General features: G+C 40.6%; 10 protein-coding genes. 5 read left to right on the top strand and 5 right to left on the bottom strand.

The window, feature by feature from the left end; genetic code table 11:
* Positions 1 to 158: 158 nt before the first annotated feature.
* The gene (gene tyrP, locus Q7657_RS14500; RefSeq protein ID WP_107165039.1) at positions 159 to 1,373 is read right to left on the bottom strand and encodes a tyrosine transporter TyrP; all 1,215 of its coding nucleotides are present in this window, start codon (positions 1,371 to 1,373) and stop codon (positions 159 to 161) included.
* A 429-nt stretch (positions 1,374 to 1,802) separates the two neighbouring features.
* Here tyrP and Q7657_RS14505 point away from each other — a divergent pair, with 429 nt between their 5' ends.
* From Q7657_RS14505 to adiA, 4 genes are all read left to right on the top strand, one after another.
* Positions 1,803 to 3,023, top strand: coding sequence for a CinA family nicotinamide mononucleotide deamidase-related protein (locus Q7657_RS14505; RefSeq protein ID WP_107165040.1), 1,221 nt, complete (start codon positions 1,803 to 1,805; stop codon positions 3,021 to 3,023).
* A 235-nt stretch (positions 3,024 to 3,258) separates the two neighbouring features.
* A complete protein-coding gene (locus tag Q7657_RS14510) occupies positions 3,259 to 4,098 on the top strand; it encodes an META domain-containing protein (protein WP_107165041.1) in 840 nt (279 codons plus the stop codon).
* 292 nt (positions 4,099 to 4,390) lie between these two features.
* Entirely contained in the window at positions 4,391 to 5,707 is a 1,317-nt protein-coding gene (gene potE / locus Q7657_RS14515) for a putrescine-ornithine antiporter (protein WP_023932822.1), read from the top strand.
* A 67-nt stretch (positions 5,708 to 5,774) separates the two neighbouring features.
* Positions 5,775 to 8,069, top strand: a complete 2,295-nt coding sequence (gene adiA, locus Q7657_RS14520; protein WP_107165042.1) for an arginine decarboxylase — start codon at positions 5,775 to 5,777, stop codon at positions 8,067 to 8,069.
* A 39-nt stretch (positions 8,070 to 8,108) separates the two neighbouring features.
* Here adiA and yfaE read toward each other — a convergent pair whose 3' ends face one another.
* The 4 genes from yfaE to ubiG all read right to left on the bottom strand — a co-directional run bounded on the left by yfaE (position 8,109) and on the right by ubiG (position 13,109).
* On the bottom strand, positions 8,109 to 8,405 hold the full coding sequence (gene yfaE / locus Q7657_RS14525; RefSeq protein WP_107165043.1) for a class I ribonucleotide reductase maintenance protein YfaE: 297 nt from the start codon (positions 8,403 to 8,405) through the stop codon (positions 8,109 to 8,111).
* Positions 8,402 to 9,535, bottom strand: coding sequence for a class Ia ribonucleoside-diphosphate reductase subunit beta (nrdB, locus tag Q7657_RS14530; protein ID WP_107165044.1), 1,134 nt, complete (start codon positions 9,533 to 9,535; stop codon positions 8,402 to 8,404). Before nrdB ends, yfaE begins: the two co-directional genes overlap by 4 nt.
* A 45-nt stretch (positions 9,536 to 9,580) precedes the next feature.
* Entirely contained in the window at positions 9,581 to 11,848 is a 2,268-nt protein-coding gene (gene nrdA, locus Q7657_RS14535; protein WP_023932814.1) for a class 1a ribonucleoside-diphosphate reductase subunit alpha, read from the bottom strand.
* A gap of 550 nt (positions 11,849 to 12,398) precedes the next feature.
* Entirely contained in the window at positions 12,399 to 13,109 is a 711-nt protein-coding gene (gene ubiG, locus Q7657_RS14540; RefSeq protein ID WP_053988341.1) for a bifunctional 2-polyprenyl-6-hydroxyphenol methylase/3-demethylubiquinol 3-O-methyltransferase UbiG, read from the bottom strand.
* 764 nt (positions 13,110 to 13,873) lie between these two features.
* Here ubiG and gyrA point away from each other — a divergent pair.
* Positions 13,874 to 16,504 (top strand): DNA topoisomerase (ATP-hydrolyzing) subunit A, encoded by a 2,631-nt coding sequence (gyrA, locus tag Q7657_RS14545; RefSeq protein WP_053988340.1) that lies wholly within the window; start codon positions 13,874 to 13,876, stop codon positions 16,502 to 16,504.
* Positions 16,505 to 16,746: the final 242 nt, after the last annotated feature.

Genomic DNA, 16,746 nt, shown 5'->3' on the forward strand with positions numbered 1-16,746 from the left:
CGATAAGCATGTATTTGTATAATGATTTATCAATAGTTTAATCTGAGGATAACCTATTGTAATGAATAGTTTTTTACATCTTTAAATATATTTATAAATTACAGGTTAATAAGGAAGTAAAATAATTTACTTCCTTATTAATAAATGCTTACTAGGTATTAACCTACTGCTGGAATAATACCTACCATTTGCATGGTTTGTGCTGAAATAATTAATACTCCAGCTAACGTAACAATCGCTAAGGCAAGGTTGCCACCTCGTACCATGTATGAAGGCATAATGTTATCAGCTTGATGTTTCTTACGTTGTGAACGAACCATCGCAACAGGTAAGAAGATAGCTAAGATAACAAGTGCAATGGCTGCGTAACCCAGTGCCATAATAAAGCCTTGTGGGTAAAAAATAGCGAAAGCTAATGGCGGTAAGAAGGTGATCAAGCCTGTTTGTACACGACCAGTCACGTTGCTAGCGCGTTTTAAGCTGTCTGCCATAAAATCAAATAGACCTAAACTTACCCCTAAGAAAGACGTTGCCAATGCTAAGTCTGCAAAAATAGACACTGATTTGCTGACCATTGGGTTATGTAATAACTCACTTAAGCTCGCAATAAATGCACCGAGTGTGGTACTTGCCATTAACTCAGGTTGGCTCATTACCCCTTGGCTAGCAAGTTGCCATAATAAGTAGATAAATAGTGGCAATGCAGAGCCTAAGATCATCACTTTCTTTAATGTCTTAACATCAATACCCACGTAGCGCACGATAGATGGAATACTGCCGTGGAAACCAAACGAAGTAAATACTACCGGTAAGGCCGAAAGGATCAGTCCTTTTTGTACTGGCATTTCAACAAGATGTTGGCCTTCTACGTGTGGAACAAGTAAGCCTAACATAACGGCGAGTGCCACAATTTTTGCCGTGAAAAGGATGCGGTTAACCAGATCAACGGTGTGTGTACCAATAGATACAACGCCCGCAATCAAGAGAGTAAAGAGTAATGCGCCAAGCTGAGGCGGAATAGAAACGCTTAACCAATCACTTAGTTTTTCACTTAACTGACCACCACCACCGGCAATGTAGGCTGCACAAAGAGAGTAAAGCAAAAACATCATGGCAAAATTAGCAATAATTTGCCCTTTACGACCAAGAAGTTGCTGAGCCAAAGTATTAAGCGTCGCATCTGTTTCTGCGTGTTGGTGGATTTCAATCATTAGCAGCGCGGTGTAGGTCATCAGTGCCCACATACCGAACATTGCAATTAATGCCGTGGTAAAACCAAGGCCTGCTGAAGCCAAAGGTAATGCCAACATGCCTGCACCTATCGTTGTTCCTGCAATGATAAGCATGCTGCCAAGTGTTTTATTTAAAGCCATTTTTGTTGCTCCCAGAGGTAATGAATTAGATCGGGAGGTGGTATTGATCACCTGTCGTTGCTCCCTATGAAAATAGAGGCCACAGAGGCGTATCGAGATGAGTGTTCAGTTAAGTTTACATCCTGATAATAGCCACTGTGGCTATCGATAGGTATTGGTGTGAGGGATAAATTTCATCAAATGTACTCGGTGTATTGTTTATTAATCTATGTGCTGTTTTTGTTAGCGTTATACGCTAGAAATGTACATTAACGGTAGATAACTTAACTGTCAACATTAGTTTAACTGGTGTAAACTTTGATTTACACATGAGCCGTTGGGGCAAAAATACTGCTTTATTTATATCGGGTAAAAGAAAGCTGTATCTGGTAAGTCGTTGAGCATAGACTAATAAAATAAATCATAAAGCCACAGATTCAGAGGGAAATGATGATTGAAATAACAATGATCAGTACAGGCGAAGAAGTGTTATTGGGTGATATTACTGATACAAATGCAGCATGGTTATCCCGATTTCTGTTTGAACAGGGTTTAACAATGACACGTCGTGTCACTGTTGGTGATCACTGTGAGCGATTAGCGAAAGAGATCGAATCGTGTAGTTTAAATAGTGACATTGTTATTGTTAATGGTGGATTAGGGCCAACCAGTGATGATTTAACAGCAGTAGCTGCTGCAATGGCTGCAAATGTAGGATTAGAGCAATCTGATCATTGGGTGGCAGAAATGAAAGCTAAATATGAAAAGCTTAATCGTGAAATGCCTGCTGCTAATTTAAAACAAGCGATGCTACCTGAAGGGGCTGAGCTGATTGATAACCCTGTTGGAACTGCTTGTGGTTTTGCCATTAAATTAAACCGAGCTTGGATTTTTTTTACGCCAGGTGTTCCGAGTGAATTTAAAATCATGGTGAAAGATCAAATCCTACCTCGTCTGCAAACGCAATATCCTGCCAATCAACCTTTACGTTGCTCCCGCTTATTTACCTATGGTCTATCAGAATCAAGCATCAGCGATGCATTTCAACATCTTACTTTGCCGCAAGGTTACGAAATAGGCTATCGCTCATCATTACCTTTTATTGAAGTGAAATTATTTGCACCAGAGCAGGGGAATACTGCTTTGGTACTGTTAGCTGAAATGGAAGCCTTGTTAGGGGATAACATTGTAGGTAAGCAGGTAGGGTTAATTGACAACCTTGCTTCAATGCTTACTCAACAGAATAAAAAGCTGGCTATTTTAGAGCAATCAACCGGTGGTTTTGTTGTTAACTGGTTAAATCAACAACCAGCACTGAGTGAATATGTGGTATCTGCATCCGTCCAAAACACCGTTGTTGATACGAAGACTGATATGGATGCTTTAGTCAACGTAGCGAGTGAGCAATTACAGGGTTTAAGTTTAATACCAAATAGTCAGATAGGGCTGTTTTCTGGCGCATTGCATGATGGTGCTGTCACGGTTGGGTTGATCACAGATGAGGGGCAATGGATCCAGCATGTACAGTTTAAACGAGTCTATAGCCATGATGATCAACGTTGTGTGATTGCGACGGTTCTACTAGATATGCTTCGCCGATATCTGCAAGATGTTGCGATATTTGGTCATTATGAATCACTGAATAGATTATTCGAAAATCATAGTCTATAACTTATGAGCTTACAGAAATGACAAAAGTAAAATATAGCTTTTTTGACTATTAACAGAGCGTAACATTTCTGTAATCTATAATGATTGCGTCATATTTTGAATGCTGTATTATTGTTTGCAGTTCACAGATAAATAATTCTAAATCAATATGCTATCTCAATGATGGCAACCTTAACTGAGTAATGATGAACGTTACTGTGGTTATGATTTGAAATGTATAAAAGGATAATTAAAAATGACTTTTAAATTAAAAAAGCTAGCGTTAGCAACTTCAGTTGTACTTTCTGCATTCATGCTACAAGCATGTAATGACGCTGACACTGCTGCAAATCAAAACCAACAACAGACAGCACCTGTTGCTAAAGCTGAGAAAGTAGAAATGAAATCATTAGAAACAAAGGTGATTTATCTAGATCGTCGTATGCTACCACCGGGTGCAGTATTAAATGTAACGTTAGAAGATGTTTCTTTAGCTGATGCGCCATCAACCACGATCACGAGTGAGTCGATGGATGTCGCTGGTGCGCCACCATACCCTGTAACACTAGAATATGATGCAGCGAAAATTCAAGATAAGCATCGCTATAGCCTACGTGCAACGATCAAAGTTGAAGATAAGTTAGTGATGACCTCAACGACCAGCATTGATCCATTTGCCGCTGATGCGAAGCAACCGATTGAGATCAAATTAGATCGTGTTGTGCATCAAGCACCAGCAGCAACTGCGGCGACAGGCCTTGCAGGTCAACCATGGGAATTAGTAACCCTTGAAGGTGAAACGGTTAAACCTGGGGCTGGTGGTAATATCGCATTTATCCAATTTGATATGGATAAAAAGTCTGCACATGGTTTCTCTGGCTGTAATAACTTCCAAGGTACATTTGAAACATCAAATGGCACATTAACAATGGGACCTGCGGCATCAACACGTAAAATGTGTATGGATGGTATGGAGCTTGAAAAAGCATTCCTAGCGTCAGTACCAACCTATGCTAGCTATGTTATTGTTGATAACGTTTTAACAGTAAAAGATAAGCAAGGAAAAGAGGTTGCTACCTTCAAAACTGGCAACTAATAACGAAAATAATAAAAACTCGTTTCTAATTGTTTGATAAAGCGCATAAGTTGTAATTTGAAATTGCAGCTTATGCGTTTTTTTTTGTCCCTTGATTTGGCATAACAATATATTTCAAATAAGATTGTCATCAAATATTCTTATTTTTTTTAGGTATTCTCAAAATATACATCTATTCTATTATTATATTTATTTGTACTGCCTGAGTTTTATTTATTAGTAAAGAAAGAGGTATATAAATAATTAAATATTAATTTTAATGTAATTAATAACTTAGAAGGTTGCTTATTTTATGAGTTCTGCCAGCAATAAAATGGGGTTAATGGGATTAACAACCATTGTTACCGTTAATATGATGGGGTCAGGGATAATATTATTACCGTCGAGTCTTGCTGCAACCGGTGGGATTGCTTTATTAGCTTGGGTAATTACAGCGTTGGGTGCACTAGCCATTGCCTATGCTTTTGCTAAGTGTGGTATGTATTGTACTGATGATGGGGGGATGTCAGCTTATTCAGAAAAAGCACACGGTAAATCCAGTTTCTTTATTGCTTCTTATACCTACTATGTGTGTTTAGTTATCAGTGCAGTTGCGATTGCCGTGTCTTGTGTTGGGTATCTAGAATATTTTATTCCTTGGTTGAAAGAGACCCCAATTCATACTTTCGTTGGCGTTATTTCCATTCTTATTATCACCATGTTTGCCAATGTTAGAGGGGCTAAAATTACCGGCCGAATTTCAACAGTAACCGTGTGGGGCATTATTATTCCTGTATTGGGTTTATCTATTATTGGTTGGTTCTGGTTTGATCCTAAAATCTTTGCAGAAGCTTGGAATCCGCATAACGTCTCAATTGGTAGTGCAATTTATGCGGGTATGGCATTAACTTTATGGGCTTTCCTTGGTATCGAATCTGCTGGTGCTAACTCGGGAACCGTTGAAAACCCAGAGCGTAATGTACCACTTGCTTGTATGTTGGCTACCGTCTTTTCTGCTGCAACCTATATTGCCTCAACTACAGTTATTCAAGGTATTATTCCAAACGATATTCTTGCTAAATCTGATTCTCCTTTCGGTCTGGTATTTGCTCAAATGTTTACGCCTTTCGTGGGTGAAATTATTACCGCAATGGCAATCATGGCATGTGTTGGTTCTTTATTAGGGTGGCAGTTCACGAATGCTCAGGTGTCGAAAGTTGCTGCAGATATGCGTTTATTCCCCAAAATCTTTTCAGATGTAAATAAGCATGATGCACCGTTTAAAGGCATGATGATTATGCTGGCTTTAGAATTATTGCTAGCAGTGATGACGATCTCTCCAACCTTATTAAAACAATTTAACGTCTTGGTTAATTTAGCCGTATTTATCAATATGGTGCCTTATATTCTGTCACTTACTGCTCTTGGCATAATTATGAAGCAGGCTAATGTGGGTCAGAAAGAATATAACACGGGCATATTAGTCGGCTCTGTCGCTGTTATTTATAGTATTTATGGCGCTTATTCTACGGGTGAAGAAGCCGTCTTCTATGGCACTGTTATTACCTTATTTGGTTATTTCTTCTATGGCTTTATTGCTAGTCGAGATGCAACGCCTAATAAAACGTAATTCTTATTTTTAATCGTCAATAGTCATTGTCTATCGTTATAAACCTTAAATATAACAGGATATTTATATGCTTAATTACGGGAAACATAAGAGAGTTTTAGTATTTGATAATTCTCAGAAAACAGGGGTGATTGCGAATGCGATTGATCGTTTAATTGAAGAATTTAAAAAAGAATCGATCAATGTGCTAACTGCATCGTCTTATGATGATTGTTACTCTATTTTAAATGTAAATCTTGCTATCGACTGTTTAATGCTGACATCAAGTATGACGGGGCAGCAAAAAGAAGAGAACGATATGTTCTTCTCTTTGATTGATAAATTAAATCAACGCCAAGAAGGGGTGCCAGTTTTCCTATTGGCAGAGAGAAAGAAAGTAACTCTCTGTGTTAATCGCGAATTAATGTCGCAGGTTGATGAGTTTGCGTGGATTTTAGAAGACACCTCAGACTTTATTGCCGGACGTGCGATAGCAGCGATGGATCGCTACCGTGAGCAATTATTACCACCACTCGCTTCTGCGATGATGAAATACGACGATATCCATGAGTATTCATGGGCTGCGCCCGGTCACCAAGGTGGTGTAGGGTTTAGGAAAACGCCAGCGGGGCAACGTTTCTATAACTATTACGGTGAAGGGCTATTTCGCTCAGATATGGGTATTGAACGTGGCTCATTAGGTTCACTGCTCGATCACACTGGCGCTTTTGGTGAAAGTGAAGACTATGCAGCAAAAGTGTTTGGTGCTGATAAGTCTTACTCATTGGTGACAGGGACATCCGGCGCGAACCGTACCATTATGCAAATTTGTATGAGAGAGAATACTCTCGCAATTTGTGACCGAAATTGTCATAAGTCTATTGAGCAGGGGTTGATGTTAACTGGGGCATTACCTGTTTATATGGTACCGACACGTAACCGTTACGGTATTATCGGGCCAATTTACCCCGATCAAATGTCACCAGAAGGGTTAAAAAAAGCTGCAGAAAGTAGCGAACTCACAAAAGCAAAAGCCGGTACTCAAGCAACGTATGCCGTAGTCACTAACTGTACCTATGATGGTTTATGTTATAACGCTAAACGTGCACAAGATATTTTAGCGGAAAGTAGTAACCGTATTCACTTTGACGAAGCTTGGTATGGTTATGCGCGTTTTAATCCGATTTACACCGATCACTTTGCGATGCGTGGTGAACCTGTTGAAGATCCAGATGCACCGACAGTATTTGCAACACACTCTACCCATAAATTACTGAATGCGCTCTCTCAAGCCTCTTGGATCCATATCCGTTACGGTAAAGACCACATTAACTTTGAGCGTTTTAACCAGTCTTACATGATGCATGCAACCACTTCACCTTTGTATGCGATCAGCGCATCGAATGATATTGCGGTATCGCAAATGGATGGTGGACGTGGACATTCGTTAACACAAGAAGTGATTAAAGAAGCAGTAGACTATCGTCAGGCAATGGGGCGTTTATACCGTGAGTTTACAGCCGATGGAGACTGGTTCTTTAAACCTTGGAATGCAGAAACCATTACTGATCCTGAAACAGGTAAAGTCTATGACTTTGAAGATGCACCTGCAGAGCTAGTTGCGACTAACCAAGACTTCTGGGTAATGAAGCCGGGTGATAAATGGCATGGCTTTGATGATATCCCAGCCGACTGGTGTATGCTCGATCCAATTAAAGTGAGTATCCTCGCACCAGGCATGGGGGATGATGGTAAGTTGCTAGATAGCGGTGTACCGGCAGCACTTGTCACACAATACTTAACCCGTTTTGGTATTGTCCCAACACGTACCACAGATTTCCAAGTGATGTTCTTATTCTCTATGGGGATCACCAAAGGTAAGTGGGCAACCTTGGTTAATACCTTACTTAGCTTTAAAACGCATTACGACAACAATACGCCATTGAAAAATGCGTTACCTGATTTAGTGGCAGCGCATCCTGATGTGTATGGACATTTAGGTCTTAAAGATCTGGGTGATAAGATGTTCGGTTATTTGAAGCAACATACGCCATCAGAAATGCTCAATGCGGCTTATTCAACATTACCGAAAGCGGATATTACGCCTCGTGCGGCTTTTGAAGCGATCGTTGATGATAATGTTGAAATGGTGCCATCTCATAAACTGCAAGGTCGTGTTGCAGCGAATGCAGTGATTCCATATCCACCAGGTATTCCAATGTTAATGTCAGGGGAAAACTTTGGTGATGATAGTAGCCCGCAAATTGGTTACTTACATAGTTTAGAAGTGTGGGATAAAGAATTCCCTGGCTTTGAACATGAAACCGAAGGGACAGAAGTTGAAGATGGTGTTTACCACGTAATGTGTGTGAAGAAGCCTTAGAACAAAGATTAAACCTGATAAAGAAAAGGTAGCTCAATATTATTGAGCTACCTTTTTTATTGGTTCGCTGACGGTAGCAAGTTGATAGTCAAATTCGATCTCAACATTACTTTTAGGTACTGAGCGACAGGTAAGAATTTCATTCGGTGCAATAAAAGCAAGGGCATCTTGTTGGTCAACAGCGCCCTGTTTTAACTTACAGCGACAAGCACCGCACATACCATTACGGCATTGATACTCAGGTTGAACACCTGCTTGTTCTAGCTGCTTGAGCAGAGGCTCATGGCTATTACCATGAACCTCCACGCCATTAACCTTGATGGTTAATTGACTCATAGTTCGAAGTCACCAAGATCGTCAGCACTTACATCGTTGTCGATTTGACCAACAAGGTATGAACTGATTTCAGCTTCTTGAGGAGCAACCTGTACGTTATCAGAAGATAACCAAGAGTTGATCCAAGGGATTGGGTTTTGCGTTGCACCTTCGTAAGCAGGGCGTAGACCTACTGCAGACATACGTAGGTTCGTGATGTATTCAACATACTGACACAAGATCTGCTTATTCAAGCCAATCATAGAGCCATCTTTAAATAGGTAATCTGCCCAATCTTTTTCTTGCTCAGCGGCAGATTTAAAGATATCGAAACACTCTTGCTCACATTCTGCTGCAATCTCAGCCATTTCAGGATCGTCTTGACCTGTACGTAGTAGATTCAGAATATGCTGAGTACCAGTTAAGTGCAGTGCTTCATCACGTGCGATCAGTTTAATGATTTTCGCATTACCTTCCATAAGTTCACGTTCAGCGAAAGCAAATGAACAAGCAAAGCTCACGTAGAAACGGATTGCTTCTAGTGCGTTAACTGACATTAAGCAAAGGTAGAGCTTTTTCTTCAGCTCACGTAGGCTAACAGTAAATGGAACACCGTCAGCGGAGTGGTTACCTTCACCAAAACGGTGGTAATCATTCGTTGCAGCAATTAATGCATCGTAGTACTTAGAAATATCGCCAGCACGTTTAATGATATGTTCATTCTCGACGATATCGTCAAATACAACCGAAGGGTTATTAACGATATTGCGGATAATATGCGTATAAGAACGTGAGTGGATAGTTTCAGAGAACGACCAAGTTTCAATCCAAGTTTCTAGCTCAGGGATAGAAACGATAGGCAGCAACGCAACGTTAGGGCTACGGCCTTGAATTGAATCAAGTAGCGTTTGGTATTTCAGGTTACTGATGAAAATGTGCTTTTCATGATCTGGTAAATTGTTGTAGTTGATACGGTCGCCAGACACATCAACTTCTTCTGGACGCCAGAAGAAAGAAAGTTGTTTTTCGATGAGTTTTTCGAAAATCTCAAATTTTTGTTGGTCGTAGCGAGCAACATTCACCGATTGACCAAAGAACATTGGCTCTTTTAATTGATCGTTGCGGATTTGACAAAAAGTACTGTAAGCCATGATTTCCTCAAATCAAAGGGGAGCCATGAGGCTCCCATTTAATAATTAAATTTTACAACTAGTGCAATCGTCTGCAGCCATATCACCTTGACTATCTGAGGCACCGTCACGAGTGTTATGGTAGTAAAGTGTTTTCACACCTAGTTTGTAAGCATTTAGTAGATCTTTAAGTAGTAGCTTCATAGGAACTTTACCACCAGGCTGCTTGCTCGGATCATAATTAGTATTCGCCGAGATAGCTTGGTCGATAAATTTCTGCATGATACCCACAAGTTGTAGGTAACCGTCGTTACTACCGATATTCCATAGTAGCTCGTAGTTCTCTTTATACTTAGCGTACTCAGGAACAACTTGCTTGAGGATACCATCTTTTGATGCTTTAACAGAAACGAAACCACGTGGTGGCTCAATACCATTTGTCGCATTTGAAATTTGCGATGATGTTTCTGATGGCATTAACGCAGAAAGTGTTGAGTTACGTAGACCATGAGTTTTGATCTCTTCACGTAATGTTTCCCAATCGTAGCGTAGTTCTGCTGAGCAAATCTTATCGATATCTTGCTTATAAGTATCGATAGGTAGTACACCTTGAGCGTAAGTTGTTTCATTAAATGCAGGGCAAGCACCTTGCTCTTTTGCCAAGTTCACAGAAGCTTTTAGCAAGTAGTATTGAATGGCTTCAAATGCTTCGTGTGTTAGGTTGTTTGCGCTACCGTCTGAGTAACGAACACCGTGTTTTGCTAAGTAGTAAGCAAAGTTGATCACACCAACACCTAGTGTACGACGGTTCATGGTTGAACGACGCGCAGCCGGTAGTGGGTAGTCTTGGTAATCTAGTAGTGCATCTAGGGCACGAACCGTTAGTTCTGCTAGTTCTTCTAAATCATCAAGGCTATCGATAGCACCTAGGTTAAATGCAGATAGCGTACATAGTGCAATTTCACCGTTTTCATCTTCAACATTGTTCAGTGGCTTAGTCGGCAGTGCGATCTCAAGACACAGGTTAGATTGACGAATAGGTGCAACAGCCGGATCAAATGGGCTGTGTGTATTACAGTGGTCAACGTTTTGGATGTAAATACGGCCTGTTGACGCACGCTCTTGCATGAGTAGTGAGAATAAATCAATTGCCTTGATTGTTTCACGCTTGATGCTGCTATCTTGCTCATATTTTAGGTATAAACGCTCGAACTCTTCTTGATCTGCAAAGAATGCATCGTACATTCCTGGAACATCAGAAGGAGAGAACAGAGAAATGTTTTCGCCTTTGATCAAACGTGTGTACATCAGTTTGTTGATTTGAACACCGTAATCCATGTGACGAACACGGTTTTCCTCAACACCACGGTTGTTCTTAAGTACAAGTAGTGATTCTACTTCACGGTGCCAAATAGGGTAGAACAGAGTTGCTGCACCACCACGTACGCCACCTTGAGAACAACATTTCACCGCTGTTTGGAAGTACTTGTAAAAAGGGATACAACCAGTGTGGAATGCTTCACCACCACGGATTTCAGAGCCTAGCGCACGAATACGACCTGCGTTGATACCAATACCAGCACGTTGAGATACGTAACGTACAATTGAACTTGCTGTTGCGTTGATTGAATCAAGGCTATCGTCACATTCGATCAGTACACATGAACTGAACTGACGCGTTGGCGTACGAACACCTGACATAATTGGTGTTGGTAGTGAGATCTTAAATAGTGACGCTGCATCGTAGAAACGCTTGATGTAATCAAGACGCGTTTCTTTTGGATACTTGTTAAATAGCGCTGCTGCGATCAGGATGTATAGGAACTGTGCACTTTCAAAAATTTCACCTGATACACGGTTTTGAACAAGGTATTTACCTTCAAGTTGTTTAACCGCTGCGTATGAGAAGTTCATATCACGCCAGTGATCGATAAAGGTATCCATCACTGCAAATTCTTCTTCTGTGTAATCTTCTAATAAGTGCTCGTCGTACTTACCTTTAGCAACAAGGTTTTTAACGTGCTCATATAGCTTTGGCGGCTCAAACTGACCATACGCTTTTTTACGTAGGTGGAAAATTGCCAAGCGTGCTGCAAGGTATTGGTAATCAGGGGTTTCTTCAGAGATTAAATCTGCTGCTGCTTTGATGATTGTTTCATGGATATCATCAGTGCGGATTCCATCGTAAAACTGGATGTGAGACTTTAATTCTACTTGAGACACAGAAACGTTTTCTAAACCTTCTGCTGCCCATTCAATCACGCGGTGGATTTTATCTAAATCGATATTTTCAGTACGACCGTCGCGCTTGGTAACTGTTAGTTGTTGAGTCATTTTTAGTTAGTTTCCCAGTTTTCCTTGCATATGAGCTTTTTTTGCAACTTTTATAACTAGATTAGCAAAGAATGTGATCTTTGATAAAAATTCTTGGTAGACAAAAACACTATATATTGGGGTGTGCTGTCAAAGTGGTTACAAGATAGTGGTGATTTCAGATTTTTGCAAGACGACATTTTTTGACCAGCTGTGGATAAGATGGGGATTTTTATAAAAAAGTCAGTGCCTACTTACGTAACTCACTAATGCCATCAATTAGATAGCAAATTGCAATATTTTAAGGTGATATTTTAGTGATAAAAAAAATATTTTTTTATTGAAATTTCGCAGTTTTAGGAGTTCATGATTTGTTGTGATTAATATCAATTAATCCAAAGTAACCCTTGATCTTACAGGAATTTTTTGAGTCATTATGTGCATAACATATTGGGGGGATGTTACTGGTATGTTTCGATGGGAGATGAAAAATTATGGGCTACAAAAGTTGCATTATTAGGCTTCAATACCTTGTTATCTATATTGAAGCCTAAATGGTGACTAATACTGGTTAATCTTGTTTTTGGGTATGAACAATGTAGTTCACGTCAACATTCTTACCTAAGCTGTAAGTATTTGTCAGAGGATTGTAGTGCAAACCAATAATATGGCGGTCTTCTAATGCGGTTTTATCAATCATAGCCATAAGCTCAGATGGACGAATAAACTTTTCATGATCATGTGTCCCTTTAGGGACTAAGCGCATCACATGCTCTGCACCTACAATCGCAAATAAGTAAGACTTAATATTACGGTTTAAGGTAGAGAAGAAAACATGCCCGCCAGGTTTTACCATTTTTGCACAAGCAGCAATGATAGACGCAGGATCAGGTACGTGCTCAAGCATTTCCATACAAGTGATCACATCATAATAGGCTTGATGTTCTTCTGCATGTTCTTCAGCTGTTGATTGAATGTAATCGAGCTTTGTTCCTGTTTCTAAAGCATGTAAACGAGCAACGGTTAGGGGCTCTTTACCCATATCAAGACCTGTAACTTCAGCACCTTCAATTGCCATACTTTCTGCCAGAATACCGCCACCACAGCCAACATCGAGCACTTTCTTGCCAAACAGACCATTAGCATGATCGATAACATAGTTAAGACGAAGCGGGTTGATTTGGTGAAGCGGTTTGAATTCACCTTCAAGATCCCACCAACGTGAGGCCATATCTTCGAATTTACTGATCTCAGCAGGATCTACATTTAGTGGTTTGCTCATTACATTGATGCCATTTTCCTTAATTGATACTACGCATTATGCGAAATATTCGAAACGTTGCAAAGCAGTAATAAGCAGAGGGGGAGGATTGTTAAGGGAGAGAAATAGCCAAGGGATTAACATCGATTGGCTACTAGTTAGCGTGTGACATAGGTTTAATCATTAAAGTGAGTCAGTGTAGCAGGCAGCAGTTCGGGACTAATAGTGCCGCCCAAAAAAAGTGAGTGTCGCAATAATTGCCATTAAAATGTATTTACCAACAATGATTGAAAGCCCTATCGTGTTGATTGCAGTACCCATGATCGTATCCTCATTAGTCCATGATGAAGATGTACAATCCCCATGTATCGGGTATTGTACGTTGTGAGTTGCATATATCGGTGAAGCTTACAAACATATTTTGATAGAGAATACTATTGTAAAAATTGCGACAACTCTCAATTTGTGGATTCATTAACCAATTGCAATGCGTACAATTAATAATTAAGTTATCAGTCTAATTTTTACAAACCGTTACATATTCGGTAGGTTAGAATAGTTACATTATGGTTTGAGTTATTTTTCTAATAATGCGTAATTTATAAACAGATGCATATATTCTATTCACAGTTGTGACATCGTTTATTTCTGTTTTCTTTCATTTCCGCTAAATTACTCACAACATAAGTCGTGAAAGGTGTGCCTATTAAGGCTGTAATATGCTATATTCTTACGCCTTGCACGTATAAAAATACGACAGAAATTACCTGAGGGATATTGGCTCCATGAGCGATCTTGCAAAAGAGATCACGCCCATAAATATTGAAGAGGAGCTGAAAAGCTCTTATCTCGACTATGCGATGTCAGTAATCGTAGGTCGTGCTCTTCCTGATGTGCGTGATGGCCTTAAGCCTGTACACCGCCGCGTTTTATTCGCGATGAATGTACTAGGCAATGACTGGAATAAAGCATATAAAAAATCTGCCCGTGTGGTAGGTGATGTGATCGGTAAATATCACCCACATGGTGATAGCGCTGTGTACGACACTATCGTACGTATGGCTCAACCATTCTCGTTGCGCTACATGCTCGTAGATGGTCAAGGTAACTTTGGTTCAATCGACGGCGACTCTGCAGCTGCGATGCGTTATACCGAAGTTCGTATGGCTAAAATCGCGCATGAGTTACTTGCTGATTTAGACAAAGAAACTGTGGATTATGTACCTAACTACGATGGTACAGAGCAAATTCCAGCAGTATTACCAACTAAGATCCCTAACTTACTAGTGAATGGTTCTTCTGGTATCGCTGTAGGTATGGCGACAAATATTCCACCTCATAATTTAGGCGAAGTCATCGACGGTTGTTTGGCTTACATCAATGATGAAGACATCACCATTGATCAGCTAATGGAATACATTCCAGGTCCTGATTTCCCGACAGCTGCGATGATCAGCGGTCGTAAAGGGATTGTTGACGCTTATAAAACTGGCCGCGGTAAAGTTTACATGCGTGCTAAAGCGGAAATTGAAGCGGATAAGAATGGTAAAGAAACCATTGTTGTTCACGAGATCCCGTACCAAGTTAACAAGGCTCGCTTAATCGAGAAGATTGCTGAGCTAGTTAAAGATAAGAAAGTTGAAGGCATCAGTGCACTACGTGACGAATCTGATAAAGATGGTATGCGTATTGTTATCGAATGTAAGCGTGATGCTGTGGGTGAAGTGGTACTAAACAACCTTTACGCACAGACTCAGCTACAAACCACATTCGGCATCAACATGGTTGCACTAGATAATGGTCAGCCAAAGATCTTTAACCTTAAAGAGATGCTTAAGTGCTTCGTTAACCACCGTCGTGAAGTGGTGACTCGTCGTACAATTTACGAACTACGTAAAGCGCGTGATCGTGCTCATATCCTTGAAGGTCTTGCATTAGCACTGGCTAACATTGATGAAATCATTGAGCTGATCCGCCGTGCTCCAACCCCTGCAGAAGCGAAAGCTGGCTTAATTGCACGTGGTTGGGATCTAGGTAACGTAGCTGCAATGCTTGAGCGTGCAGGTACAGATGCGGCACGTCCAGAATGGCTAGAAGCACAGTTTGGTATTCGTGATAATCAGTACTATCTAACAGAGCAACAAGCACAAGCAATTCTTGATCTACGTCTGCACAAGCTAACTGGCCTTGAGCACGAAAAGATCCTTGAAGAATACAAAGCACTACTTGATGAAATCGCAGAACTAATGCACATCCTTTCAAGCTCAGAGCGCTTGATGGAAGTGATCCGCGAAGAACTAGAGTTAGTGAAAGAGCAGTTCAGCGATGCACGTCGTACTGAGATCACTGCGGCTAGCCACGACATCGATATGGAAGATCTGATCACCCAAGAAGATGTTGTAGTAACACTATCTCACGAAGGTTACGTTAAGTACCAAATTCTAAGCGACTACGAAGCACAGCGTCGTGGTGGTAAAGGTAAAGCAGCAACGCGCATGAAGGAAGAAGACTTCATTGAGCGTTTACTGGTTGCCAATACTCACGATACGATCCTATGTTTCTCTAGCCGTGGCCGTATGTACTGGTTGAAGGTATACCAATTACCATTAGCGAGCCGTACTGCACGTGGTAAGCCAATCGTAAATATTCTTCCACTTGAAGAAAATGAACGTATTACTGCGATCCTTCCTGTACGTGAATACGAAGCTGATAAGTTTGTATTTATGGCAACCGCTGACGGTACAGTGAAGAAGACACCGCTAACAGACTTTAGCCGTCCACGTAGCGCAGGTATCATTGCTGTTAACCTTCGTGATGAAGATACCCTAATTGGTGTTGATATCACTGATGGTCAGAATGACATCATGCTGTTCTCTAAAGCGGGTAAAGTAGTTCGCTTCTCTGAAGAGCAAGTACGTGGCATGGGTCGTACAGCGGCAGGTGTTCGTGGTATTAAACTGGCTGAAAGCGATAAAGTGGTTTCACTTATTGTTCCTCACAACGAGGGTGATGTACTGACTGTAACTGAAAATGGTTACGGTAAACGTACCGAGCTTGCTGAATACCCAGCGAAGAGCCGTGCAACACAGGGTGTTGTATCAATCAAAGTCTCTGAACGTAACGGTAGCGTTGTTGGCGCTGTTCAAGCGGAAGAAGGCGATGAGTTCATGATGATCACTAACGGCGGTACACTTGTACGTACTCGTGTTGCTGAAGTGAGTCGTGTTGGCCGTAATACACAAGGTGTTACATTGATCCGTACTGCTGATGACGAGCAAGTTGTTGGTCTACAGCGCATCGATGAGCCTGAAGAAGAGTTGATTGAAGACGCTGAATTAGTTGATGGTGAGGCTGTTGAAAATACAGAGCAACCTGCTGCTGATACAGATTCAGACGAGTCAGCTGAGCAAGAGTAAGTCTTAAGCTCAATACTTCATAGATAAACAGCTACAGTTTCTACTGTAGCTGTTTTTTTATATATCGATAAAAGGATCAGGGGCTTAACCCTGTATTTAGTCATGGATGAGTAATTCTAGATAATATTTTGTTTTTTCTTAAACGATCATTGAGTTGTATTTTTGTTTTTAACTAAGCCATTTTCAAACGCTATAACCATTCATAATTACCGCATATAACACTAAATGTGTCATAAGTACTG

It is taken from the genome of Candidatus Photobacterium acropomis (genome assembly GCF_030685555.1).
Classification (GTDB): Bacteria; Pseudomonadota; Gammaproteobacteria; order Enterobacterales; family Vibrionaceae; genus Photobacterium; species Photobacterium lucens.

Excerpts from the sequence above, each read along its gene's own strand:
- tyrP (WP_107165039.1), bottom strand. The coding sequence starts at position 1,373 with ATGGCTTTAAATAAAACACTTGGCAGCATGCTTATCATTGCAGGAACA.
- Q7657_RS14505 (WP_107165040.1), top strand. The coding sequence starts at position 1,803 with ATGATTGAAATAACAATGATCAGTACAGGCGAAGAAGTGTTATTGGGT.
- Q7657_RS14510 (WP_107165041.1), top strand. The coding sequence starts at position 3,259 with ATGACTTTTAAATTAAAAAAGCTAGCGTTAGCAACTTCAGTTGTACTT.
- potE (WP_023932822.1), top strand. The coding sequence starts at position 4,391 with ATGAGTTCTGCCAGCAATAAAATGGGGTTAATGGGATTAACAACCATT.
- adiA (WP_107165042.1), top strand. The coding sequence starts at position 5,775 with ATGCTTAATTACGGGAAACATAAGAGAGTTTTAGTATTTGATAATTCT.
- yfaE (WP_107165043.1), bottom strand. The coding sequence starts at position 8,405 with ATGAGTCAATTAACCATCAAGGTTAATGGCGTGGAGGTTCATGGTAAT.
- nrdB (WP_107165044.1), bottom strand. The coding sequence starts at position 9,535 with ATGGCTTACAGTACTTTTTGTCAAATCCGCAACGATCAATTAAAAGAG.
- nrdA (WP_023932814.1), bottom strand. The coding sequence starts at position 11,848 with ATGACTCAACAACTAACAGTTACCAAGCGCGACGGTCGTACTGAAAAT.
- ubiG (WP_053988341.1), bottom strand. The coding sequence starts at position 13,109 with ATGAGCAAACCACTAAATGTAGATCCTGCTGAGATCAGTAAATTCGAA.
- gyrA (WP_053988340.1), top strand. The coding sequence starts at position 13,874 with ATGAGCGATCTTGCAAAAGAGATCACGCCCATAAATATTGAAGAGGAG.